The sequence below is a fragment of the Marinilactibacillus sp. Marseille-P9653 genome (assembly GCF_916618885.1).
In the GTDB taxonomy this organism is placed as follows: Bacteria; Bacillota; Bacilli; order Lactobacillales; family Carnobacteriaceae_A; genus Marinilactibacillus.
This window is the reverse complement of the sequence record NZ_CAKAKH010000001.1, coordinates 1121183-1147023: the sequence shown is the minus strand read 5'-3', so window position 1 is coordinate 1147023 and position 25841 is coordinate 1121183. Positions and strand designations below refer to the sequence as shown.

The following is a 25841-nucleotide window of genomic DNA, read 5'->3' as shown; positions in this document are numbered from 1 at the left end:
TTAAAGAAACAACAGATTCATTGTAATTAAAACATATATTTTATGTAAAGTTCGTGTTAACGTACGCTTTTATGCCGCTTACTTTAAAAGTAAGGGGTTTATATCTATTTCAATAAGCAAAAAAAGTAGTACCTCATGATTGAGATACTACTTTTTCGTATTCGAAATTTCTATTAATTAGTAGTTTCCTAATTGATTTTCTACAATATCCGTTACGGCATTCAATCCTCCAAATAAGGTGAATTCAGAAAATTGGTGACGTGTCATTAATGTATCAAACTCATCTTTCAGTTCGTTACGAACGAGCGCAACACCAGAACCATTTTTAGCAGCTAACACTGAGCCTGTCAATGCATCCGCAAATTCCGCTCCAGTTGCTACGTATAGACGATTAGATTCAACACCAAATTCTTCAAACACTTTCACATTTGTAGAATAACGTGTTTCTCCCGCTAGTCGAGTGACACTTGTAGATAATGCATCTACTGCAGCACTTGAAACAGCATTTGGTCCACCAATAACATACACTTTATCGTAACTGTTGAGCGCTTCAGCAATATCAGCTTCCAACTCTTTACCTCTAGTCAAGTATACTGGCATATCTTCTGTTGCTGCAAAAGGCGCTACTGATAAGGCATCTGCAAATTGTAAGCCATTTGCAAGAACAGCTACACTTGACTGTGTGCCTTCATTCAGTTTATTCGCAATTTGAACAGCCGTATCAAATCTTGTTTCTCCTGCAAGACGTTCTACAGTAAGTCCTGATCCACTAAGTGCAGCTTCAACTTCTGGAGAGACTGTGTTGGGTCCTCCTAGGATAATTGCATTTGTCGCACCAAGGCGGCTGATTTCTTCTTTAACAACTTCGTCGAGTCTATCTGTTCTGGATAATAGAATCGGAGCATCTAATTGATCAGCCAGCGGGACACCTGCAAGTGCATCAGCAAATTGTAAGCCATTTGCAATCAGTACAGTATCTGAGCTATTCCAGCCATTCTGACTGATAGAAACCGATGTTGCAAAACGATTTTCTCCAGAAATTCTTGCAAGTGATTCATAAGAAGGATTATACGTCACTTCTACTGTATCAGTTGTTTCATTTCCGGCAATATCAACCGCTCTAACTTCAAAAGTATTATTTCCTTCCTTTAGAGAAAGTGTTCTTGTCACTTCAGTTGAGAATGCTCTTCTTTCGTATGGAGACTCGAACTCATTTACAAAAACTTCATTATCATCTACATAGAAACGTAGTTCGTCAAAGTTATCGGAAAGGCTAAAGGTAACCTCCACTTCACTATCTCTACTTACACTTGGAGCGTTGTGTCCAATTACAGGTGCTTGCGTATCCACAATGACTTGACGATTTCCGCCCGCTTCTTCTCCATCAGCAGAAGTTGCAACAACGTTGATGTCATATACACCGTCTTCTGGAACTGTAACCACGCCTTCATATACATAAAGATTTGTTCCAGCATTGTAGTTCACAGTCATTTCTTGACCATAAGCTGTTACACTCGTTATTTCAGCATTTGTTTCAACAGAACCAGCAACTGGAATTTCGTGCGTTGTAAATCCTGCTAGTAAAGCTGGCGCTGAAATACTCACAACGATATCATCATGCTTTTGCTGATTGACTACGTTTACGACTTCTTCAGCAACGTTCTCAGCATAATCGATCGCGAAGACTTGTACTTGTTCGCCGTTTTCTGGAATTTCAACTGATTCGTTTTGTTCTACCGAGCCATTAGCTGGGAAAGTATCCAGTAACTCTCCATCTACGTGTACTTCAATACCAAAAAGACCTGAGTAATTATCTCGAGCATTCCAAGAGACTACTCTATCACTCTCATCATACTTAACTTCTAACTCAGGAGCAGTACTGTCCATATGGAAATCAAAAGTATATGACTGCCACTCTGCACCTTCGTAGTCAACTAATGTACGAACTTCATATGCATATTCGCCATCTTCTGCTATTTCTCCAGAAACAGTTCCATCCCAAGCTGCTTGGTTGAATACATTACTAGAACTAGCTCTTCCTCTGTCAAAATAGTCTTTACGTAAGTTTGTTTCGTTTCTTAATGTACGTACAACATTACCTTCTGAATCAAGGATATTGAATTGTGCTTCTTTAACGTTTCTCAGTAAGGAAAGAACTGGTTGTATATCACCCATTCGTTCAGCACTGAATAACATTGTTTCTCCTAAAGCTGGAACATTTAAGCTAGGCAGATAGAATAAATCTGTTACCCCGATTCCAGGAAGAAGTTCTACATACTCCTCAAATACTAATGAAGTCTGATTGTAGAATGTGTCTTCAGAACCACGCATTGCATCAATTGTAGGTACTTGATCCCATTCTCCATTAAATCCAGCGTAAGGAACACTTAGAGTAGGATGATTATCTAAAGGATCTACAAACTCTACAAAACCTTCTACAAAGTAACCATTCTCAAATACATCGGTTGGATCAAGCATTTCAAGTGCCGTTGATTCATTCAAGTACTCAACTTGAGCATCGGATAAATCTAAAGAAATATCCACAGTTGTTTTTCCGCCCGCAGGAACAGTCACGTAACCTGGTGCATTCACTTTTACATTGTCTAATCCAGCTGCTTCAACTAAATCTGGTGTGAAACCAAGTTGATCCACAAATGCAAGATCTGTCTGCACAGATGTTTCTACTAGATAGAGGACTTCTTCATCACTGTAATTTTCAACTTCTAGTTGGAATTCTGTAAAGTCTTGGAAATCTCTTAGTGCTACTTTACCTTCATCGTCATCTGCCGGGCTTGATACCCAAGCCGGTGTAGAAAGAGCAGCATAAAGGTCCATCTGACCAGCACCTTGCGCACGTGGAGAATAGTAATTTCCTAAACCAAATGCATCGTTGACCGTTCCTTTATCTGTTAATGGAACCGCAGTATTCATCAAGATTTGTTTGGCAACGTGTGATCTTTCTTCACCTTCTAACCCTAGTTCTTCATCAACTCTTTCTAGCACTAAAGCCGATCCACCTGCAACATGAGGAGAAGCCATAGAAGTTCCATTCATTAAGGAGTATGAATCTCCTTGTTGAGTAGAAAGGATATTTCCTCCTGGAGCTGTGATTTCAGGTTTGAAATCAAGATTTGGAGCTAACCCCCATGAACTGAATGAAGACAATTGGCCTTGAATTGGAGCTGGAATATTTGTTGTCTCTCCAGTAAAGTTTGCGGTAACTGTTTCTCCTGCTTCCGAAGCTGCTTTGATTTCGTCTCCTGCTTTTTGAAGCATGAATAAATACGGAATCGTAATCGCTTCTTCAGTCTGCATACTTACAAAACCACTAGTATTGTTATTGTGAACGATGACACCGATAGCTCCCGCTGCTTGTGCAGCTTTAGCTTTCTCAGTAAAGGCAGCATAAGTCTCGTCTCCGCCAGTAAACATACCACGAGAAACGACCGCTACATTCCCTTCAACACCCGCTGCTTCTAGTTCTGCTGGTGTTCCGTGTCCAGCGTAAGTTAATTCGACTGTCCCATCGAATATATCTTTAGGGTCATTATCCGCTACCAAGTAAGGTGCTGTTCCACCAAGTTCTCCAGCTTGCCAAGTCATTACATCAGCTATACTGAAGTCATTTTCACTTGATGCCACACTTAGAGAAGCTTCAGAAACAGAAGGCGTTCCTACAACTCCAATATCTGGATTTTTAGTCAGTGGATTCGTATCATTCAAACCACCTTCTATTGAACCAGAACCAAAGTGTGAAGAATTTCCTGCAGATATGGAAACGACCACTCCATTTTCTTTCATACGCTGAACAGCTTTTTGTTCATGATTTTCTGGATTAACAAATCCAGCTCCTGAACCAAGACTCAAGTTCAGCACATCTACACCTAATTGAACAGCGTCATCCATTGCGGCAACATAGATATCTCCGTATGTCGTTGCTAAGCTAGGATCATTCCCGAAAACTTTAAGTGCTAGAAGTTGCGCTTCTGGTGCAACCCCTTTGATTCCTCCATTTTCGATATCCCCATTTGCAGCGACTGTTCCTGCTACGTGCATACCGTGTTGTGAACTGGTATTACCTGTTTCAAGGATTTCATCCGTTTTATCGAAGTAATTATATCCGTAAGGTACTTTTTCTGTAAAAAATTTACCTGGCAAATCTAATCCATTTAGTGAATTTTCATCAAGAGAAGATTCTACACCTTCACTTAAAATCATATCTCTATGTGAAGGATCAATCCCAGAATCGATTATACCGACTACCATGTTTTCCCCTAAGACGTTGTAGTCTTCCCAAGTATCTGGTCCTCTGACTTGATCAACACTATTGATCATGTCACCTTCTTCTACTTCTGGTCTTTCATATTCATTGACAATCTCTACACTGGTCACTCCGGGAAGATTTTCAACTCTTTCCAGCTGACCATAATTCAAGTTGGCACTAAATCCGTTCACGACTGTCGTGAAGCTCTCTAAGTACTCTGCTTCGATATTTGCATTATCAATACGATTCTGAACAGATTCTTGAGTTTGAATCGCATTTGATTCTAACTCTTCTCTAGTCTCTTCAGAAAGTGCACTATATTGGACTCCTTGTCTTGTCGCATATGTAAGTCCAGGAGTTCCTTCAACTTCTACTATCACACGAACCTTTTCATTTGCTTCATATGGCTCAGGACCTTCGTCATTCTCAATTGAGAAATCCGGGTCGTTACTGTCATACAAATCAGATAGTGTCTTTAACGCTTCTGGTCCACTACTCAATTGTGTCTCGTCGCTATTATTGTTCGTTTCTGCCAGCACAGCGCCTGCCGAAAACAGACTGGCTGGAAAAGCTAACATCAAGGCCAGCGAAGCCTGAGTCACTTGTTTTACACTTTTCTTCAAACCTTTTCCCCCTATAATAGATACTCTTTATTATAACTATTAATATACGGTTAGTTGAAATAGTTATAATACCTACTAGTCTATAGTTGTAAAATGAGAATGTCAAGATTTTTTCTAATTTTATTCTCTTTAATTTCACAAAATAAAAAACCACTGGTTTAATAGTGGTTTTAGCGTAGTTATTTGGAATGGAGTTCTTATGAGCACTTCTGAGAATTTCTAATTTCTTGAATTATCAGAAAATTAAATTTTATAACTAGTTCTTTTAGAATGTGCTCTTAATCATTTTATTTTTTAAGCTTTAAGGCTTTTTTGATCTCATTCAAATCTTCTTTTTTAATTATAAGTACATCTTTTAATGATAAATCAGTTTTTTTAGCAAAGACATAAGCGTAACCAAAACCTCCAATAGCGTAACTGATTGTAGAAGAAATAGCGGCTCCGTTAATTCCATAAATTGGGATCAGCAAAATATTGAGTATCACGTTTACTATGATTGCTAAAATAAAAATGCGAATCCCGATTAAAGGATAGCCTCTACCCGAAAGTGCAGCATGTAATATTTGAATAATAACGACTAAGATAATTCCTGGAAGCAGTAAATTAATAACTTCAGAAGCGGACTGAAATTCATTTCCGTATATGAACGGTACGATCCATTTAGAAGTCAGTGCAAATAAAATAGAACCGGAAACCAAGAAAACTAGTGAAAACCTGAGTAATTTTGCTGCTTTGTTTGCTGCATCTAGATCAGAAGTACTGTTCGTACTACTGGCAAAAAGTACCGTTCCTATGGCTGTAGGTAGTTGCCATATCAACTCGGATAAACCGACACCAACGGAATAAATCCCAATTTCAGCAGCAGATACAAATCTTTCTAAAATTAAAATATCGATTCTATAGTTAATATTTAAAATAAATAAAACCATTGCAAAGACAATGCCTTTTCTAAATAGTTTTTGTGGAAGACCTTTTTTATAATTCAATTTAAATTTCACTGTGTCTTTGAGTGTCCAGAACGAATACAGTACCACAGAAGCTGAGGCTAGTAGCGTCGCAACTGCTGCTCCGTATACTCCCGTACTCAAAATCCATACAAGGATTACAACACCTATTAACCTTGAAAAAAAGGATATGATATGTCGTTTGTTCATGATCTCAATTTGTTGTTTGCCTTGATGAATCCCGTAATAGTAAGTTTCCAATATTTTAATCGGCACCAATGAAATGGCTATCGCAATTAGTCCCCAATTATACTGGGTTGTTGATGGAATCATGTAATACCCTAAAAGTATCAGGATTGAAACGATTGAAGCTAGTAACCATAAAACCAAGCTAGATGAAAATACTTCTTGAACGGTGTATTTTTTTTGCCCGATCATATAAGCTGATGATTGTCTGATCCCCATATCTGCTAAGTTAATAATTAAATTCGGTAAAACAAATAAAGCAGCTACAATCCCCCGACCTTCAGCTCCAAGTAATCTAGCTAAAAGCACCGAGATAATAAAACTGCCACCTAAATAAAACATTTTAGTAACGAATGTTAGAAAGATATCTTTCATTGTATTTCTTTTCATATGTTATACCTGCTTCTATTCATTTGATAGTTTGTTCCCATAACTTGTTTTTAAGATTTAAATTTAGTGTACGTTCTCGAAGCACTCAACCGTATTTTGTCCATTAAAGTAACAGACTTCAAGTCTCCTAGAACTTTTTTCATCTCTGGTTCGACCGAACTTTGCTGAAGACCATTATAGATTGAAAGTAATTGTCTTTTCAGGAATACTTTCTCATCAGCATCATATTGATCTGAGTGATAGAGTTTTTCGAGTAATTTGAAAACCTCTAGATAAGAATTAAACGAACGTTTTTTATGAAAAGGTGTATTCTCAGTCATTGTAGAAGCTACTCGATATCTTCGATGATAAAAAGCGTGATTCAAATAAGACATTTGTTCACTGGCAAGAAAGACTTTGGTTGTAAAGTATTCATCCTCATGCAAAATCGATTCCGGAAAACGAATGTCTTTGTTCATTATTAATGCTCGACTTACCATATATAAACACGGAGAGGCCGAATAAGCTTTTTGATTAGCTGAGAGCTTTTCTGATCCTTCATAAATTTTTCCTGGATCTAAAATTTTGGAGAAATCGTACTGAGCACCATTTTCAAATAGGTCTCCTCCATCAAAAAAGGATTGTCCGTTGAATCTAACCAAGTCGGACTGAGTTTCAAGAAGCTTATCTATTAACCTTTTTACTGTATCACTTTCAATCCAATCATCTGAATCTACGAATAGCAAGTATTTACCTGACGCCTTTTCAATACCTTGATTTCTAACGGCACCTTGGCCTTTGTTCAGTTTGTTTAAAGTCAGTTTAACTTTACTTTCGTATGGTTTTAATAAATACGGAGTAGCATCTGTCGATCCATCATCTATTACGATGACTTCAATATTTTGATAGGTTTGCGCTATAATCGAATCCAGGCATTCTTCAATATATCTTTCTACATTGTACGTGGGGACAATGATTGAAACGATTGGCTGATTCATACGAGACTCCTTGTTCTGATCAATATTTTAAAGGTACATTTAATGTATCTTTAAGATTTAAAAAAATTCTTCAACTTTTGAAAGGTCTTTGAGTAATTATTTGCTGAAGCATTTCGTTTTTCCATCAGCTTGATGGCCATCAAATACCGTTCTTTTTGAATCCTTTGATGCAGTAAGTATCTGAAAGGATTCGATTCTTTTAAATCTTGTTTAATTACATATGCCCGAATGTGTTCTTCTTCGCATACCGCTCTAATCCACTCGACTTTTTCTTCTTCTGTCATTGGACAATCAGGATGCGTAATGTTTGCCAGTTCCAAATAAACCGGATGCCAGAATTCTTGTTTCAGTAAATCATTAAACTCTTTTTCTCGTCCCCAATGTTCTACTAGATTCTTAAACTGGAGGGCAATATTTAACTCCATGACAAAACGGTCTTCCCGGTATCGATTAACCGCAGACCCATTATGGGTTACGTAGTGATAGTATGGATTCCGATTAAAAGCTACAATTGAAATTTCTCTGTAGACTTTAAGGTTAAAAAGCGCATCTTGTCCTAATTTTTGATCGTCGAAACGAATCTTGTGCTGTTTCAAATAAGCACGTTTATACAATTTGTTCCATAATGCATAAGGCGTGAAATGATAAAAGTTACGAAAGTGATCACGAAACCCTTTTTGTGTATAAAAATGAGGCTGTCTTGGTAAAAAGGTCTCTCTTTCCCTAGGATTCCCTTCGACTTCTTTTGTATAACCAAATACGACGACTTCTGCATCTCTTTTCTCTGCTAATCGGTAGTTTTCTGCAAGCAAAGTTGGTTTGAAATAGTCATCTGGATCTGCAAAATAAATATATTTTCCTCTAGCGATTCTAAGACCAGCATTTCTGGCCTTCCCTGACCCTTGATTCTTTTGATGGATCACTTGAATTAATAAAGGTTCTTCTTCCGCAAACTGGTCGCAAATCTCTCCAGAGTTATCTGTGGAACCGTCATTGACGAGGATTAATTCGAAGTCCATCTTCGTCTGGTTTAAAGCAGACTGAATAGCCCTCGGCAGATGAGCTGAGACGTTATAGACTGGCATAATAATGGATACATCGAACATAATACCTCTCCTAACTATTGATAAACGGTTACTTCGCTTCTATTTTAAAGCAATTCTCTTAATTATAACATAGCTTTTTTAATCAAATTCAATTTTCGGAAAATATTTGATAACTTTTAATAACTGACCTCTGCTTAATTCAAAAAAGGATGGAACAAAACCACCTAAATAGAAGAAAGCCGTCAAATCTAGGATATCGATCCCTTGATTTGACGGCTTTTCTACTTGTCTGATTTTACGAAACAACATTGATCAGAAACTTCTGTCCCAGCCTCTGAAATTATTCATTTTCTTACATTAAATTCGCATATTTCTAGAAGTTATTTAGACGTTCTTCAATGCTTGATGATACTGCAGCAGGGCCTCCGAAAATTGTATAACGTTCGAATGAGGATTGATCACTAAACGTTTTAAAGTTTTCAAGTGTTTCTTCATTATCTCTAACTAATACTGCACCTGTTCCTTCGATTCCAGCTAAAACAGATCCAGTTAAAGCGTCCGCAAAGTTCGTTCCAGTCGCAACGTATAGATTATCTCCATTGATATCCATCATTTCAAGTACCGCTAAATTGGTATCGTATCTAGTATCTCCAGCAATACGAGTTGTCGCTGTTCCTGATTTTTCAATCGTACTTTCAATTTCACTACTAACGGCAGCTTCTCCACCAATGAACATGACTTGTTCGTAGTCAGTAAGTGTATTTTCTAGTTCTTCTGAAAGTGTATTGGTTCTTGAGAGGTAGATTGGCATACCTTCTTGACTAGCATACGAAGCAATACTCAATGCATCGGCAAAGTTTTGTCCACTTACAACAATGGCTTCTTCTGAAGAAGTTCTATTAGAAACTTCTCTAGAGATTAACCTAGCTGTTTCGTAGCGATTTTCTCCAGCGATTCTTCTAGTATAAATACCGTTTCTTCCAAGTTGTTGGTTAACTTGTCTACCAACAGCATTATCTCCACCAAGGATAACAGCACGTGTAGCGCCTAATCTCTGGATTTCTTCCATTACAACATCGTCCAGTTTATCATTACGGCTTAAAAGAATGGGGGCATCTAACTCAGCCGCCAAAGGTGCTCCAGCAAGAGCATCGGCGAATTCAAATCCATTCGCAATTACCACGACATCTGAACGCTCCCATCCAGCTTTACTGATTTCAACGGCTGTATCAAATCTCTTTTCACCGGCAATTCTAGAAACTTCGATTTCTGGCGTTTCAGGTTCTTCTGGTACTTCTGTTTCGTCAGAGTCAGTGAAGGCAATTTGAACGATTACTGGATCGTGGTCACTCGCTCTTCCAGATTCATCAGTGAAATCTGCATTAATTTTAAGCATATCGATTTTTGTATTTTCTGCTAAGTGGTTTGATACTAAAATATGGTCAAGTACCTGTGAACTTCCTTGGTATACATAAGAATAACGTTCTTCAAGCGGCACTGAGTTGACCATATTTGTCAGATAGTCTCCTTCGTGAATCTTCAAAGCATCTGTCCACTGGAAGTCATTGAAGTCACCCATTGAGACGATATTCGCATCTGGATTATCTGTTGAGACTTCTTCAACAAATGCTGTAACAGCTTCTGCAATCCCTTTACGTTTTACTTCACTACCATATTCAATCGGCTGATTTTGTCCGAAAGTCGCATCATCTCCACGTTTAGAATTCCAGTGGTTAATGATTGTAATCACTTGTTCTCCCTGGAAGTCAAACTGAGCAGCTAGTGGTTTTCTTGAATTACTGAAAACTGGGTTTTCTGGGTCAATACGTCCAGGATTTACTGTCATATTTCCATTCTCGTAACCTGCAGCTGTTGTTGCGTCTCCTTTTTCAATCGAATCTACAAAAGATACTCGTTCAGGATTATAGATAAAGCCAACTTGAATATTAGCATTCGGTTGTCCACCGTCTTGATTCATTAAAGGATCAATATTAACGTATTCGTATTTGGTGCCTGATGCTGCAAAAATAGCGTCAATCAATCTTTCATAGGACTTATCTGCTTCTGGTCCTCCAGCACCTGGTCCATCGTTATCTTGAACCTCTGTTAAACCAACGATATCTGGACTGTTCAAATCATTTCCAATCGCATTTGCCAGTCTTTCAGATTTTTCATTAGAAGTCTGACTTGTCGTCGCAGCAAAGTTTTCAAGGTTATATGATGCAACAGTTAACTGATCTTCAACAGGTTCAATCGTTGTTTGTTGAGGTTGATTGTTTGCAGGTTGATGAATGGCTTCCATATCTGCTAAGTCTGTATAAATCTTGTAGTTGCCGTAATCATACATCACAACACCTGTTAGTTTTCCTTCAAATTTATCTCCCGTTAGAACGTTAAAGTCTCTAGCTGCGTTGTTTGGTTGAGGACGGAACCCGATTCTTTCAGGATTCAAATCATCTTCTTTGAGTAAAATTCCACCATTCACAGTTTCTGCTTCGTGAGAATCTAAAACAGTCACAACATCACCATGGTCTTGCGGTGAGACAGCTCTCACATCACTTACTTCTACACGCATCGCTTCCATGGCTTCCCAGAAGTCGATGGCATAAAGTTCAGGATTGAATTCTTCAAATCCAAGTGGTGAAATCACTTCGTCAGGTACTTCGTCAATGACGATGGCTTCAGGTAATTCCATACCTGTTTCAATAATTTCTACTGATCCACCACGGTCATCTCTGGCGTTGATTTGTGTGACTGATAAATCTGTGTCTTCTTTTTCTGAAAATCCATCAATATAATATTCACTGACTTGACCAGTTACCGCAACATGATCTCCGACATTGATGTCAGGAGCGAAGTTGCGTCCTCCAAGGTATACGACAATGGCTTCCGAAGTATTACGATCTCCATCTCTTAAGTCATCTTCCGTTTGAACATGTGCATATACAGCACCTCTAATTTCATACTTGTACGTTACAATTCCGCGAACATCATTAACCGTTTGTCCATCAAATGGTGAGACATGTCCCGGTCCTTGAATATCATGAATCATAATTCCTGTTTCCGCATCATAAACCGTATAGTTAAATTCTGCAATTGAACTTAATTCTGCATCTTCTCTAACAGCAATTGCTTTAAGACTAATATCTTCTGTTAATTCAATCGGTTCAGTATATAATGTCGAGTCTGTTGAAGGCTCAGAACCATCTGTTGTGTAATAGATGGTTACATTTTCGGAACGAGAAGACAATTGAATTTTTGTTCCGCTAGCTACCGTTCCAGAATTTACATTGGCTTGTGGCGCTTGAACAATTGATGAATCTAATAATACGTCATTGATTGAGCGAGGAATGACTTGCCAAGTACTGTTGAAAACTTGAACGATACCCGCTACAGTTTCATAGGTTTCCCCTACTTGGATGTCTAGTTCATTTCTTTCGTCTCTTAATACAAATTCTGTTCCATCAGCACGAACCGTATAGTTTGTTGATGTCTCAGATCCTCCAGCTGCAGAAATAATCTCCACGTTTTCAAGCTCAATAAGTCTGGATTCATTTTCTAAAGCTACTTGAGAACCAGTAATCTTTCTTGGTTGAACAGCTTCTGCATCTTCAGTTTCAAGTACCGCAATATTTTGTAATTGTAAAAGATTATTGTATTGACTGATATTGCCTCTAACTGTGATTTGTTGTCCGACTTCAGCTTGAACCGCACTCGCAGGGAAAATAGCGAATCCACCCGTTTCATCTTCGAACTGTACCGTGTTATTTAGTTTAGCTGTTATAACGCCTTGGACCAGTACTTCATTTCCAGTTCCCAAAGTTCTAGCATCAGCCATTGAAATCAGTGAAAGTTCTTCTTCCGACTCTTCAGGTAAGGTTGGATTTGCTTCTCCAGGTACGCCCGTCATTAAATGAGATCCTAAATAATTGAAAGTGTCCTGAGGATACTCTGTCCATTCATTCGCTGGGTCGAATGCATCTGTTTCGACAGTTTTTCCTGATAATACATCCTGATTTCTAACTAAGGTTACATCTTTTCCCCAATCGATTCGTTCTCCAACTTGACCAAATGAATCAATCACTTGTCCATTATTTCTAAGTACAAGAGCGTCATCGCCATTGTAAGCTGTTATGCCACCATTTTGAATATCTGCATAAGCAAGCAATGCTTCTGAAGCTCTAGGGTTAACAATGACTAATGTCTCTCCATGTTCAAGAACTCCTTGTAATTGTAAAATAGAGTTAGGATCTGTATTTCCATTTGGATATAATTCGACTTGATATCCGTCAAGATCTACTGTACTTCCTGTGCCATTATAAATTTCAAAAGCTTTATTGTTACTTGATCCTTCTACATATGTAGAAAATATTAAACTATCGGCATAAACCGCTTCTTCCGCCAACGTCCCGCTTTCTGTTGCTCCAATTTCACTAGCTGTCACTGCGACTACATTCATTGGCACAGACGTTGCAAGCAACGAGGCCGTTAATGCAGAAGTAATTGTTTTCTTTAACATAAAACTCTCCTTTGTTTATCAAGTATACTGAATGCCTCCATAAGTGTAACAAATATTCATGTTAATGTTTAGAAAATATTTCGTTAATTTGTAAATTATATGTAAATATTACCTTTAATTAGAGATTTAATCGCTTTAAAAACATACTAAAAATATATCAAATTCATTATCGTTCGTTTTTTCATTGTTCATTTTGACTTGTCTTGTATTTACGCATTTCTTTATACCCTTCTAAACTTTTTCGTGAATATACTTAAAGTCTGTATTATATTTTTACATAGAACTGGATGACTTTGTGGCAACTAAACTTTTTTCAGAATGCATCTTTTATGAACTTATGGTAGAATGAATTGAACTTTAAAAGGGGTTACAATTGATCCCTTTTATTTTATTGCTACATACAAATAAAGGAGCGATACTATGGCTATATTAGTTACAGGCGGTGCGGGATACATTGGTTCTCACACAGTTATTGAGTTATTGAATGAAAATCATGAAGTGGTCATCGTTGATGATTTTTCTAATTCAAAACCAGAGGTCTTGAACCGAATCAAGGAACTTTCTGGAAAAGACTTTGTGTTCCATGAAGCTGATGTTTCTGATAAACAAGCACTCGCTAAGATTTTTGAACAACATGATCTTGAGGCTGTAATTCACTTCGCTGGTTACAAGGCTGTTGGCGAATCCGTAGCTGAACCATTGAAGTATTATCATAATAATCTACTCAGCTCAATTGTATTAATGGAGCTGATGAATGAATATAACGTTAAAAACATCGTATTCAGCTCGAGTGCAACCGTTTATGGCATGAACAATCAAGCACCGTTTACTGAGGATATGCCTCTTTCAACAACAAATCCTTATGGAACGACTAAATTATTTATCGAACAATTTATTCAAGATCAAGTTGCGGCTGATCCATCTTGGAGTGCAGCACTACTGCGCTACTTTAATCCAATTGGTGCTCATGAATCTGGTCGCATCGGTGAAGATCCAAATGATATTCCAAATAACTTGATGCCTTATATCACGCAAGTAGCTGTTGGAAAACGTGAGAAATTAGCAGTCTTTGGAAATGATTATGACACGGAAGACGGTACGGGCGTTAGAGATTACATCCACGTTAAAGACTTGGCGAAAGGTCATATTCGTGCTGTAGAAAGTGTACTAGAATCTATCGGTGGAGCTGAAGCTTACAACCTAGGTACTGGTGTTGGCTACTCTGTTCTGGATGTGGTGAAAGCATTTGAAACAGCGAATGACGTAGAAGTTCCTTACGAAATCGTCGACCGACGCCCTGGAGATATCGGAACAAGTTACGCGGATTCTACAAAAGCGCACGAGAAACTGAACTGGGCTGCTGAACTTGGGCTTCAAGATATGTGCCGAGATTCTTGGAACTGGCAGAAAAATAATCCTAATGGGTATGCATAAATAATAAAGGACGAAGCTGATGGCTTCGTCCTTTATTGTTTTTTATCTATCTTTTAGTTCTTTTAACTCTACGTTTCTCAGCTTCTTTATAAAAGTTTACTTTATTCACTAATCAAACAGTTCTTCTTCAGATAAATGAGCGAATGGGTTCTCATCATTGAATTTCTCCAGTACATCATCTGCCGCTATGATTTTTTTAGGTCCTTCTTCAACTCTATTTATTAACCGACTAAAAAAAAGGGTTTCTTCCATCTCATTATACTTCTCTACCATTTCAGTATAGTCGCGATTGCTCATAATCACAGCTTCTGGGTATTATGATTCAAGATAAAAGCAGGTTCTCTAGTCTCGTTAACTTCTTTTATAATTTTTGATAACTCACTTTTAGTTTGAGTGATTGATCTAGTATTTCCAATTGTTTTTAGCATACTTTCACTCCTCTTGTATTTTAAGTACTTAAACTATAGCTTATACTCAAGAAATTCGGTGGTTAATTAAAATCATATTTAAAAACTTTTTGATTAGTGCACTACTTACTAAAAATTATATTATTTTTTATTCTACTTAAAGCGTTTCTCCTTTCAATGCTCTTTTCCGATGCACTTTGGATATTCTTGTGACTCAATGGTTTCATCTCATTGAGTCTCAAAAATATGGGCGCTATTGTTGGAGCTCGGTGAGCTCGTCTTCCTGAGTCTTAACAATATTAGGATTATTTTTGTAACTTGATGGTTTTGACTGACTGAGTCTCAAGAATATGGGCTTTATTAATGGAACTAGAGTGTTTCATCTGCTTCAGTATAAACAATATGAGGGGTATTCTTCTAACTTCATGGTCTCATCTGATTGAGTTACAAGAATAGCTGGATTTTGCGGTCCACAAGGCGAATACTAGGCTCATCCCCACTCCTCATCCTCAACTTCCAGACCGAACACTGTCCACAAGACTCAAAAAAACCGAGTATGCTTGGCCTAGGCTTTGCGTACTCGGTCTTTATTTGACTATTGGCTTATGCTTTTAAGCTTTCGCCGTTTGTTTCGATAACTTCTTTATACCAGTTGAAACTTTTCTTTTTGTAGCGGTCTAGTGAGCCAGATCCGTCGTCGTGACGGTCTACATAGATGAATCCGTAACGTTTAGCGAGTTGTGCAGTTGATGCACTGACTAAGTCGATACAGCCCCAAGTAGTGTAACCCATAACGTCTACGCCATCTTTAACGGCTTCTTTAACTTGAACTAAGTGGTCGTTCAAGTATTTGATGCGGTAATCATCGTTAACGGTTTTATTGCCGTTCTCGTCAGTTACCAATTCATCTTTAGCGCCTAGGCCGTTTTCCACGATGAATAAGGGTAATTGGTATCTATCCCAGAAGTCGTTCAATACGATACGAAGACCTTTAGGATCGATTTGCCAGCCCCATTCTGAAGCTTCAAGGTACGGATTGTGCACGCCGCCAAGGATATTTCCTTCTCCTTTGACTTTTTTGCTTTGATCCGCAGTGTCTGTTGAGCTCATGTAGTAGCTGAATGAAATGAAATCAACCGTATTTTTTAGTAATTCTAAATCTTCATCTGTTACGTCTAACTCGATATTGTTGTCAGCGAAGTAGCGTTTCATGTATCCAGGATACTCCCCGCGTACGTGAACGTCAGAGAAGAAGTAGTTCTTTCTTTCTGATTCCATCACCGCAATGACGTCGTCTGGATTTGAAGTTAATGGATATGTTGGCATAGCCAGAACCATACAACCAATTTCAGCTTCGGGCATGATTTCGTGTCCGATTTTCGTTGCTAAAGCACTCGCCACTAACTCGTGGTGAACCGCTTGGAACAAGTCTTTTTCTGAAAGTTCCTCAGGCGGTGTTGAAATGCCTCCACTCATGAAAGGAGCGTGCAATACTGAGTTGATTTCATTGAATGTCAACCAGTATTTAACTTTGCCTTTATAGCGGTTGAAGACTGTACGAACATAGTTTTCGTAGAATCCAATCATTTTACGGTTAACCCATCCATCATACTCTTTTGAAAGGTGTAATGGTGTTTCGTAGTGTGATAATGTGATCAGTGGCTCAATGCCATGTTTATTTAATTCGTCAAACAAGTCATCGTAGAATTTCAGACCCGCTTCGTTTGGTTCACTTTCATCTCCATTAGGGAAAATACGTGTCCAAGCGATTGACGTACGGAATGTTTTAAAGCCCATTTCCGCAAATAATTTGATATCTTCTTTGTAGCGGTTGTAGAAGTCGATTCCGACTAGTTTCATGTTGTCTTCTGTAGGACCGTCAGTAATTTCGCCGAATCCGCCATCTGGTGTGACATCCTGTACGGATAGTCCTTTACCATCTTTATCGAAAGCTCCTTCGAATTGGTTTGCCGCTGCTGCGCCACCCCATAGGAATCTTTCTTTGAAGCCAGTGATTTTGTCTGTGTTGAAACTCATGTACTTCTTCCTCTCCAATTTAAGATATAACTGAAAGTAGTTGTTCTTTTTCGAAGATTTCGCCTTCGTTATTGATTGGTACAACGTCAAGGTAATCAAATGTGTTCGTAATGATGACCATTGTTGCTGTGTTGTATCCAGCTTCTTCGATTGCAGCAACATCTGCTACGACAAGAAGATCTCCGACTTCAACGCGATCTCCAACTTTCATTTTAGGTGAAAAGTGTTTTCCTTTCAACTCAACAGTGTCGATACCAATATGAATCAGTACTTCTAGTCCACTATCCGCTTTAATTCCGATTGCGTGATGAGAACTTGGGAACACTGTAATTTCTCCAGCTACTGGTGATACTAATTGGTTGCTTGTAGGTTTGATGGCGATTCCTTTACCCATAATTTCTCCGGCAAAGGTTTCATCTGGAACGTCTTTAAGCGGAACGATTTGACCGGTTACCGTTGCGAATACATCCGCTGGCTTTTTGTTTTCATTGTTTGCTTCTACGACTGCTGTTGCTTTTGCTTCCGGTTTGTTTTCTACAGTTGCTGATTTAACTGGTGCAGTAATCGTTTCTTCAAATCCTAGCAAGAAAGTAACAATGAACGCTGTTGCAAAGGCAATGACGATACCGATTAATAGATAAATCACGTTCCATGCATCTTGTGAATCGATGAATACAGGAATCATTGGAAGACCAGGGACTCCAGTACCGTAAGCACGAACCGCCATAAAGACGACGAAGGCTCCAGCTAATCCCCCACCAGCCATCGCTGCGTAGAATGGTTTTTTCAGTTTCAAGTTGACTCCGTACATTGCCGGTTCTGTTACACCGAATAATGCTGAAATCCCTGATGATAGTGCTAATTGTTTCATATTTTTATCTTTCGATTTAACCGCTACTGCAAAGGCAGCTCCTGATTGCGCGATATTTGATACAAACATTACTGGAATGACTGTTGTATCAAATCCAAGTGTTGCTAAGTTTCCAACAACGAGTGGTGTGAAGGCATAGTGCATACCTGTCATAATGATCAATGCCATCAGTCCACCTAGAACTAGTCCAGCGAACGGTCCAGTGTTGGCAAATAACCAGTTAATAACACCCGCTAGTCCATTTCCAATATAGTTTCCTAATGGTCCAAGGAAGACTAAAGTGATTGGAATGGTAAACGTTAAGGATAGTAATGGGCTGAACATCATTGAAATGACACTTGGCATCCAAGAACGTACCCATCTGTCAATATAAGATAGTAACCATACACCTAAAATGATTGGTACAACAGATGAGCTATAGTTGATATTTGGTACATCAATGAGTCCAAATAAATTCATTGGTACAGCATCTGTTCCAGCAGCATTTAATAACGTTGGATACATCAATCCACCAGCTACAGTTAATGAAAGAAATTCACTTGTTTTGAATTTCTTAGCAGCAGAAACGGCTAGTAAGAATGGTAAGAAGTAAAATACGATATCTGAAATCAAGAATAAGACCTGATACGTTCCACTAGCGTCTGATAACCAGCCTAGTGCAACAAATAATGCTAAAAACCCTTTAAGTAATCCTGTACCTGCAAGAGCCGGCAAGATTGGTGAAAAGATACCAGAGATGACATCCATCAATTTTGAAACGATACCTTCGTTGTTATCTGATTCAGTCGGTTCGCTTGAAGCACTTCCGCCTAATTCTTTTTCCAGTTCTTCATAAACGTCTGAAACTTTATTCCCTACGATGACCTGGAACTGGTCTCCAGAAAATTGTGCGCCCATAACACCGGGTACATCTTTAATTGCGTCTAATTGTACTTTATCTTTGTCATTCAAATTAAAGCGTAGACGTGTTACACAGTGCCAAGCATTGTTGACATTTTCTTTTCCGCCTGTAAGTTCGAGAACTTTTTGAGCGATTTCTTTGTTTGAACTCATTGTTTTCCTCCTGTTAAATGGTCTCTACTACAGATGTAGTGATTTAAAATATCGGGTAAAAAAAATACCAAATACTTTCTTATATACAGAAAATAAGCCTGTATATAAGAAAACATTTGGTAATGCCTGATCGAATCAGTGACAATCCTTAAGTTTTCTCTTCTTTGATTCTATTGGTGACTCTGAAAATATGAAGGGTTAAGTAAAGCATTTCATCAGATGACAGCTGCCAGCCTTCTTGTTTGTTTAACAGTGTCGAAACTTTTTCAGCTGCTTCATACGCACGCTGGTATTTCGCCTTGACCGCTTCGATGACCGTCTTGTCGATACCTTCGTGATGCATCGCTTCTCCGTGGGTCTGCCTTATGATGAAATACCTTAAGTGCGTTAGGAAACGGACAAAGTTGAGTGAATCTTCATCTAGTTCAACCTGAAAGTGATATTTAATGACTTCAAGGATTCGATTGATGAGCTTCGTCATTTTAACCGTGTTCTCTAATTTCCCTTCGTCATTTTGTGCATTGACAAAATGATACGTAATAAAGGTTTCTTCGCTTTTAGGTAAGGTGATGTTTAGTCGTTTGTTGATGGTTTCAATGGCTTTTAGTGCTGCCTGGTATTCTTTAGGATAGAGTTTTTTGACTTCCCAACGCAGATTTTCAGTGTATTCCGCGCTTTCTTGGGTTCGTTTTAAAGCGTAGTTTAAATGATCCGCAAGCGTTATGTAGTTGCGCGTACTAAATGTAATTTCTAAGTAAGTTTCTGCTTCTTTTGTAACGTCCGATACGACATCGATAATCTCTGGATCCATACTCGCAATCGTTTGCAACAAATCGATTTGGCCATGAGTGGGTTCTGCAATAAAGCGTCGGTCAATCATTTTTTCGTCGACTGGTTCGCCTTTAATAGCCCCGAATCCAATGCCTTTTCCAATGACGATCCATTCGATTCCTGTTGAATCTAGAACTAATGCAACGTTATTATTGAATTTTTTCAAAAATTCCACAGGTACCCTCCTCATTTTGAACAAAAAAATATCCCAAATTGAATACATCGGTACCTACCGGTGATTTCAGATTTAGGTAATGCCTGATCGAATCAGTAACAATCCTTCAATTAACTCACTTAAATAAATATAACATGAGATAAAAGCGCTGTAAACCTTCTTTGGTCTATTTTGCTCATATTCGTATTAGATTATGTGAATTCTGGCTGAAACGCTTAACTTCTTCGTGCTTGAATTCTTCTATAGTATTATCGGACACTTCAGTAAATCCTTAATACTTTCAAAAGCTTTCTTTGTAAACGATCAAATCATAGATCTTTCGCATTTGAATAACGCTTTGAGCATACCTTGCGTTTTATAAGATTCCTTACCGGTTGTTTCTTGAATCAATGGGTTCTGCGTTCCGATTTTTCATTAATCGTCTGTTTCATTAAACTTTTTTAAATACCATAATTTCTTTTGACAAATGAATGAGTATTCATGTATAATCCAACTATACATATAAGTGAGTATTCATTTGATTAACATCACTTACTCTACCAACATATTTTAGAAAAGGATGATTCTCATGCACAATCCACATTCTAGTACAATCGACCCGAAAAGACCGGCTATTAAAAGTGAACCACAATCTCCATCTCATGAAGATCATGGACGTTCTCCAGTCCTATTTTATCTGTTTGGATTAATCGTCTATTTGATTGCACTCCTCGGTTCTTTCAGCACAGTTCTGACGGATATTTTCTTTGTAGTAACCATGCTCGCTTCTGGATATCATGTACTCGCTGAAGGTATATCCAAAACTGTAAAGGAATCAATTGCACGTAAAAGATTCCATCCAAATGTTCATATTTTGATGGCGCTAGCGGCTCTAGGTTCTTCCATCATTGGTGCGTTCGACGAAGGTGCACTGCTGATACTCATTTTCGCAGGCGCGCATTTTCTAGAAGAATACGCTGAAGGAAAAAGTAAGCGAGAAATTACGAATCTACTGCAAATGAATCCAACAGAAGCTAGACGAATACTTGAAAACGGTGAAACGGAACTGGTGTCTGTTTCAGATTTAGCGATTGGAGATCAGTTACGTGTTTTACCGGGTGATCAAGTACCAACCGATGGTGAAATCGTTTCTGGTTCCGTTTATATAGATGAGTCCGCTATTAATGGAGAAAGTATGCCATGTGAAAAAACGGTCGGAGATGAAGTATTTGGTAGCACGGTCAACGGTGATACACCTTTCACGATGACAGTCACAAAAGATAGTGAGGATACTATCTTTGCCAAAATCATTACACTCGTGGATCAGTCACAGTCAAATCTTTCTAAAACAGCGACGACCATCAAACGAATCGAACCAATCTATGTAGTTTCTGTCATGATTGTCGTTCCGATTTTCATTTTGTTCATGCCTTTCGTTTCAAATTGGGATTACTCAGAAAGTTTTTACAGAGGAATGATTATGCTGGTGTCAGCCTCCCCTTGTGCATTAGCAGCTAGTGCCGTTCCGGCAACCTTATCCGGAATTTCGAACCTCGCTAAACGCGGCGTATTATTCAAAGGTGGATCCTACTTGTCGAACCTGACAAAAACTAAAGCAGTCGCCTTTGATAAAACGGGTACTTTGACCCAAGGAAAACCAGTCGTTACGGATACGTATTTTACTGATATTGAACAAACAAAAAAATGGAAACAACTCATTTTAGCAATGGAAAAACAAGCGAACCATCCTCTAGCTAAAGCGATTATAGAAGCCTTTAAAGCTGAAGGAACTAGTGCGACAACTGAATTAACCGTTCAAAACGAAATCGGAAAAGGATTGACTGCTCATCGTCACGGCAAGCAGTACCGGATTGGAAAGCCGTCCTTGTTTGATCAAATTCCTGAAACGATTCAAGACCGAACGGAAAGATTGGCAAAAGCTGGAAAAACGGTCGTTTACTTTAGTGAAAATGATTTAGTTGTTGGGCTGATCGCAATGATGGATCTCCCAAATGACAATGCAGCAAGTGTCATCGACTATTTGAAAACTCAAGGTATCCATACAGCGATGATTACGGGAGATGCTGAACAGACCGGAAAAGCTGTTGCGGATCTCTTATCCATTGATGAAGTTGTTGGTAATGTCTTACCAGAAAACAAATCTCAAATCATTAAAGAATTGCAGAAGTCACACGGTGAAACAGTGATGGTTGGTGATGGAATCAACGATGCCCCAGCCTTGGTTCAGGCAGATATTGGATTTGCGATGGGTGACGGTACAGATATTGCAATCGATGTGGCTGATGCCGTCATTATGCAAAATGACTTGACCCGTTTTCAATACGCTCACCAACTTTCTGAAAAACTGAACCGAGTGGTCTGGCAAAACATCGCTTTCTCCATGCTCGTAGTGGTGTTGCTCGTCACATTAAATCTTCTAGGACAAGTTGATATTGGAATAGGTGTCCTTGCACATGAAGGCAGTACAATTCTTGTCATTTTAAATGGTCTGCGTCTTCTATTACCACTTAAAATAAGCTGACAAAAAGCCATCGAATGGAGATTCGATGGCTTTTTTAATTTGATTCCTTATCGATTGTTTCTCTTGTATGCGTCATGACTTGTTCGAGTATTTTGAAAACATGATCATCATCTAGACTGTAAAAAATCGTTTTCCCGTCGCGTCTCGGCTTAACAAGTCGATTCCTTTTTAGCGTACTCAGCTGATGAGAGATCGCTGATTGATGCATATCGAGTGCCGCCGCGATATCCCCTACATTCATTTCTTTCTTTTGTAGTAAGAACAGAATAGACAAACGCGTTGGATCACTTATGGTTTTGAAAAACTGACTAACCGGTTGAAGCATTGCTTTATCGATGTCAACGTTGTTGCCGTCTAGCATGTACATTCTCCTTTTGACGCCTTCTTCAGCAGTTACTGACTCAAGCGCTTCTCTTTCGTAAGTTTATTATACTATTACTGAAAATGAATATACAAGGACCGAATCATAATTGAATCATCTCCACCTTGTGTTCCATTCCATCATTAATCCACCTCACTTTCGGGCGCAACACAGACTTATAACGTATAAGAAACAGCGCCACATCGATGTGAGGCGCTGTTTTTAACCTAATTCAATTTTAGTCTTTTGTTTCTAATGTTCTATTTTTAATCATTTCTTTGTACCAATGACCAGACTGTTTCATCGAGCGAGTTAAGTCATTCCCGATATCAATACGAACAAGTCCATAACGGTTTTTGAAGGCATTCATTGGAGACACACAATCAGTAAAAGCCCAAAGCATATAGCCTTCACAACTCGATCCTTCTTCAACGGCTTTTAGCAGCCAGGATATGTGTTCTCCTAAAAACTCAATGCGGTAATCATCTTGAACGACCCCTTTATCATCCATAAAGCGTTCTTCTTGTTCGATTCCCATACCATTTTCTGTGATCAGCCAAGGAATATTATTGTATTCCTCTTTAATCCGCATCGCCATATCATACATCAATTTTGGATAGATTTCCCATCCTCGTGACTTGTTCATGCGTCTACCAGGCAGTTCAAATGAATCATAGTATTGTTCTGGATGGAAAGGTGTCTCTGGATTCCAATCGTGTTTCGGCGCTTGTACTCGTTTTGGAAAATACAAATTGATGCCTAAATAGTCTACCGTATTTTCTTTTATGATGGCGAGTTCTTCTTCATCATGATCAAACAAGATCTCATGCTTCTTGAGGAGTTCAATCAGTTCTTCAGGATAGGCACCTTTTACAGCCGGATCTAAAAATACTCGGTTAAAGAATAAATCAAAGATGTGTGCAGCTTTTTGATCAGCTTCTGAAGATGAACGAGCATAAGTGACTTCCGGATTCAAAATCGTTCCGATACGACCATCATAATTTCCTTTTCGGTAAACTTCTACGGCTTTAGCAGTAGCCAGTACTTTATGATGATTCCACTGCATCCATTTTTTAGTATTTTGTTCGTGGGGCCATCTGATGGCATCCAGATAGACTCTTGTCTGTACGACAACGGGTTCATTAAAAACAAACCAGTTCTTCACTCGATCAGCATATCGTTCAAAAGCGATCTCTGCGTAGCTAGTGAATAATTCGACCACTTTCTTCGAACTCCACCCGTCGTAAGTTTCTAGCAGATATGCAGGCAGTTCGTAATGTTCTAGGCATAACATTGGCTCGACACCGGCTTTAATCAAAGCATCAATCATATCGCTGATATGTTTCGCATAATCTTCGTCGACCGTCAATGACTCGTAATCCGTAAAAAATCGTGACCAGTTGATACTCGTACGGTAATGCGTCAAGCCTATTTCTTGCATATGATCAATGTCTTCTTGATATTTCTCCATAAAGTTTGTTGCGACGTCTGGACCGTAACCTTCGTGCCAGACAAAGTATTCTTCTTTGTACCAGGAATCAAGATAAGAATCCTGTCCTTCTTTCTTCCCTTGCCAGCCTTCTGTCTGCCAAGCGGATGATGCTGCACCTAATATAAAGTCTTTTGGAATGTTCTGAATCATCTAATCTCTCCTCTATTTTTACTGAACGCTTTCTTCGCCAAACTGTTCTTTTTCAATGTCTTCTACTTTTGTTTCTTTGTTCGATACTTTAATAAATGGTAAGTAAATTAATACAGAAACGACGATACAAATCAGTTGTGTGATAACTGCGCCCCAGTCTCCTGCTGTTGCGATCCAGGCACTTAGAAGTGGTGGTGTTGTCCAGGGAATCATGACGACTGCTCTACCTGCAAAGCCAATGGATGTCAGGAAGTAAGCAATGGTTCCTGTAACTAGTGGTGTAATGACAAAAGGAATGGCAATAATTGGATTTAAAACAATCGGTAAACCAAAGATGACGGGTTCATTGACATTAAAGATTCCTGGCGCGAAAGATAGCTTACCAATTGAACGGAAATCTTCTCGTTTACTCCCGATAAAGATGGCAATCAATAACCCTAGAGTCAATCCTGATCCCCCGACTGTCATGTAAATATCCCAAAAAGGCATATTGATAATATTCGGAATGGCTTCTCCCGCTTCAAAAGCTTGTGTATTTTCAGCAATGGCCGCTAATAAAATCGGTTCTCTGATCGGTTTGATGATTTGGTTTCCGTGTATCCCAATCACCCAGAACAATTGAGAAACTAACATCAAGACAAGTAGTCCTGGTAGACCTTGTACGATGTTTTCAAGTGGTGCTTGAACGAGATTATAAATGATATCGTAGATATGCATACCGGTAATCGCATTAATTGCAAACCCAACGGCTGCAGCGATGATGATCGTAAAGACCGTTGGAATCAATGCTGAAAAGGAGCGTGATACGTTTGTTGGTACCGAATCCGGCATTGAGATCTTCAACTTATCTTGTTTGCCTAACCAGGTATACAATTCAATAGAGCCAATCGCCACAATCATTCCAAGGAACAAGCCACCTGAACCCGTATAGTCTCTTGAGATCACGTTCGCTGCTTCAAAAGTTTGATTGTCTACTACCATGTCAATCGTCGTAGGAATAATGGCTATATAAGATAAAGCTGCCAAGAGTCCTGGAAAGTGTCCATCTAGATTGTTCAGCTTGGCCATTTCATTCCCGATTAGAAACACTGCACCGAGTGCCATCATGTTCATCGTGGCATAGTTGACCATTTGAGAAAGTGGTTTTAGTCCCTCTAACCAAGCCAGCCAGCTGATTTGTGCAAGCCCATTGGTACTATCAAATACCATATTTGAGAATAACGTCGCAAAGGCACCTGTGATAATAATGGGTAACAACAGTGTGAACGCATTTTTAATCGCTATGATGTATTTATAGCTGTTGATTTTATACGCCACTTGGTTTAACGCACTAACAAATTTACTATCTTCCAACATCTTATTTCCTCCTCCAAGTTATATGTAACGGCTTTCAAAAACAGTTTAACGCGTCTTCAGTAAAATGTAAAGGTAAATATATAATTTGTATATACAAATTATATATTAAAAAAAAGAGTTGCTCGTTTTAGCAAACGACCAACT

16 protein-coding genes are annotated in these 25841 nt (G+C 38.7%); 2 read left to right on the top strand and 14 right to left on the bottom strand.

What is annotated here, in order from left to right; translation table 11 throughout:
* Positions 1 to 177: 177 nt before the first annotated feature.
* The 6 genes from LG377_RS05675 to LG377_RS05650 form a co-directional block, all read right to left on the bottom strand.
* Complete coding sequence (locus LG377_RS05675; RefSeq protein WP_225743709.1) at positions 178 to 4887, bottom strand: cell wall-binding repeat-containing protein; 4710 nt, start codon at positions 4885 to 4887, stop codon at positions 178 to 180.
* A gap of 287 nt (positions 4888 to 5174) precedes the next feature.
* Positions 5175 to 6467 carry a flippase gene (locus LG377_RS05670; protein ID WP_225743708.1) on the bottom strand — a complete coding sequence of 431 codons (1293 nt, stop codon included), beginning with the start codon at positions 6465 to 6467 and terminating at the stop codon, positions 5175 to 5177.
* Positions 6468 to 6517: 50 nt separating this feature from the next.
* Positions 6518 to 7444: a glycosyltransferase family A protein gene (locus LG377_RS05665; RefSeq protein WP_225743707.1), complete on the bottom strand. Its 927-nt coding sequence runs from the start codon at positions 7442 to 7444 to the stop codon at positions 6518 to 6520.
* A gap of 50 nt (positions 7445 to 7494) precedes the next feature.
* Positions 7495 to 8550, bottom strand: coding sequence for a glycosyltransferase (locus tag LG377_RS05660; RefSeq protein ID WP_225743706.1), 1056 nt, complete (start codon positions 8548 to 8550; stop codon positions 7495 to 7497).
* Positions 8551 to 8628: 78 nt separating this feature from the next.
* Entirely contained in the window at positions 8629 to 8799 is a 171-nt protein-coding gene (locus tag LG377_RS05655) for a hypothetical protein (protein ID WP_225743705.1), read from the bottom strand.
* A gap of 64 nt (positions 8800 to 8863) precedes the next feature.
* Positions 8864 to 13009, bottom strand: coding sequence for a cell wall-binding repeat-containing protein (locus LG377_RS05650; RefSeq protein WP_225743704.1), 4146 nt, complete (start codon positions 13007 to 13009; stop codon positions 8864 to 8866).
* Between the two features lie 420 nt (positions 13010 to 13429).
* Here LG377_RS05650 and galE point away from each other — a divergent pair, with 420 nt between their 5' ends.
* The gene (gene galE, locus LG377_RS05645; RefSeq protein WP_225743703.1) at positions 13430 to 14443 is read left to right on the top strand and encodes a UDP-glucose 4-epimerase GalE; all 1014 of its coding nucleotides are present in this window, start codon (positions 13430 to 13432) and stop codon (positions 14441 to 14443) included.
* Positions 14444 to 14551: 108 nt separating this feature from the next.
* On the opposite strand, the gene LG377_RS05640 is transcribed toward galE, so the two are convergent.
* From LG377_RS05640 to LG377_RS05625, 5 genes are all read right to left on the bottom strand, one after another.
* Entirely contained in the window at positions 14552 to 14740 is a 189-nt protein-coding gene (locus tag LG377_RS05640) for a hypothetical protein (RefSeq protein ID WP_225743702.1), read from the bottom strand.
* Positions 14741 to 14742: 2 nt separating this feature from the next.
* On the bottom strand, positions 14743 to 14871 hold the full coding sequence (locus tag LG377_RS12455) for a hypothetical protein (protein ID WP_255612765.1): 129 nt from the start codon (positions 14869 to 14871) through the stop codon (positions 14743 to 14745).
* A gap of 582 nt (positions 14872 to 15453) precedes the next feature.
* Entirely contained in the window at positions 15454 to 16887 is a 1434-nt protein-coding gene (locus LG377_RS05635) for a glycoside hydrolase family 1 protein (protein WP_225743701.1), read from the bottom strand.
* Positions 16888 to 16906: 19 nt separating this feature from the next.
* Positions 16907 to 18811 (bottom strand): beta-glucoside-specific PTS transporter subunit IIABC, encoded by a 1905-nt coding sequence (locus tag LG377_RS05630; RefSeq protein ID WP_225743700.1) that lies wholly within the window; start codon positions 18809 to 18811, stop codon positions 16907 to 16909.
* Between the two features lie 148 nt (positions 18812 to 18959).
* A complete protein-coding gene (locus LG377_RS05625) occupies positions 18960 to 19817 on the bottom strand; it encodes a PRD domain-containing protein (protein WP_225743699.1) in 858 nt (285 codons plus the stop codon).
* A 568-nt stretch (positions 19818 to 20385) separates the two neighbouring features.
* Here LG377_RS05625 and LG377_RS05620 point away from each other — a divergent pair.
* Complete coding sequence (locus LG377_RS05620; protein WP_225743698.1) at positions 20386 to 22338, top strand: heavy metal translocating P-type ATPase; 1953 nt, start codon at positions 20386 to 20388, stop codon at positions 22336 to 22338.
* 34 nt (positions 22339 to 22372) lie between these two features.
* Here the strand turns inward: LG377_RS05620 and LG377_RS05615 are convergent, their stop codons facing one another.
* The 3 genes from LG377_RS05615 to LG377_RS05605 all read right to left on the bottom strand — a co-directional run bounded on the left by LG377_RS05615 (position 22373) and on the right by LG377_RS05605 (position 25697).
* Positions 22373 to 22699: a helix-turn-helix transcriptional regulator gene (locus tag LG377_RS05615; RefSeq protein ID WP_225743697.1), complete on the bottom strand. Its 327-nt coding sequence runs from the start codon at positions 22697 to 22699 to the stop codon at positions 22373 to 22375.
* Positions 22700 to 22937: 238 nt separating this feature from the next.
* A complete protein-coding gene (locus LG377_RS05610) occupies positions 22938 to 24341 on the bottom strand; it encodes a glycoside hydrolase family 1 protein (RefSeq protein ID WP_225743696.1) in 1404 nt (467 codons plus the stop codon).
* An 18-nt stretch (positions 24342 to 24359) separates the two neighbouring features.
* Positions 24360 to 25697 (bottom strand): PTS sugar transporter subunit IIC, encoded by a 1338-nt coding sequence (locus LG377_RS05605; protein ID WP_225743695.1) that lies wholly within the window; start codon positions 25695 to 25697, stop codon positions 24360 to 24362.
* Between the last annotated feature and the right edge of the window lie 144 nt (positions 25698 to 25841).

Bases quoted from the DNA above. Each gene is read 5' to 3' on its own strand.
- LG377_RS05665 (WP_225743707.1), bottom strand. From the start codon at position 7,444: ATGAATCAGCCAATCGTTTCAATCATTGTCCCCACGTACAATGTAGAA.
- LG377_RS05630 (WP_225743700.1), bottom strand. From the start codon at position 18,811: ATGAGTTCAAACAAAGAAATCGCTCAAAAAGTTCTCGAACTTACAGGC.
- LG377_RS12455 (WP_255612765.1), bottom strand. From the start codon at position 14,871: ATGCTAAAAACAATTGGAAATACTAGATCAATCACTCAAACTAAAAGT.
- LG377_RS05635 (WP_225743701.1), bottom strand. From the start codon at position 16,887: ATGAGTTTCAACACAGACAAAATCACTGGCTTCAAAGAAAGATTCCTA.
- LG377_RS05605 (WP_225743695.1), bottom strand. From the start codon at position 25,697: ATGTTGGAAGATAGTAAATTTGTTAGTGCGTTAAACCAAGTGGCGTAT.
- LG377_RS05640 (WP_225743702.1), bottom strand. From the start codon at position 14,740: ATGAGCAATCGCGACTATACTGAAATGGTAGAGAAGTATAATGAGATG.
- LG377_RS05660 (WP_225743706.1), bottom strand. From the start codon at position 8,550: ATGTTCGATGTATCCATTATTATGCCAGTCTATAACGTCTCAGCTCAT.
- galE (WP_225743703.1), top strand. From the start codon at position 13,430: ATGGCTATATTAGTTACAGGCGGTGCGGGATACATTGGTTCTCACACA.
- LG377_RS05670 (WP_225743708.1), bottom strand. From the start codon at position 6,467: ATGAAAAGAAATACAATGAAAGATATCTTTCTAACATTCGTTACTAAA.
- LG377_RS05620 (WP_225743698.1), top strand. From the start codon at position 20,386: ATGCACAATCCACATTCTAGTACAATCGACCCGAAAAGACCGGCTATT.
- LG377_RS05615 (WP_225743697.1), bottom strand. From the start codon at position 22,699: ATGCTAGACGGCAACAACGTTGACATCGATAAAGCAATGCTTCAACCG.
- LG377_RS05655 (WP_225743705.1), bottom strand. From the start codon at position 8,799: ATGTTGTTTCGTAAAATCAGACAAGTAGAAAAGCCGTCAAATCAAGGG.
- LG377_RS05610 (WP_225743696.1), bottom strand. From the start codon at position 24,341: ATGATTCAGAACATTCCAAAAGACTTTATATTAGGTGCAGCATCATCC.
- LG377_RS05650 (WP_225743704.1), bottom strand. From the start codon at position 13,009: ATGTTAAAGAAAACAATTACTTCTGCATTAACGGCCTCGTTGCTTGCA.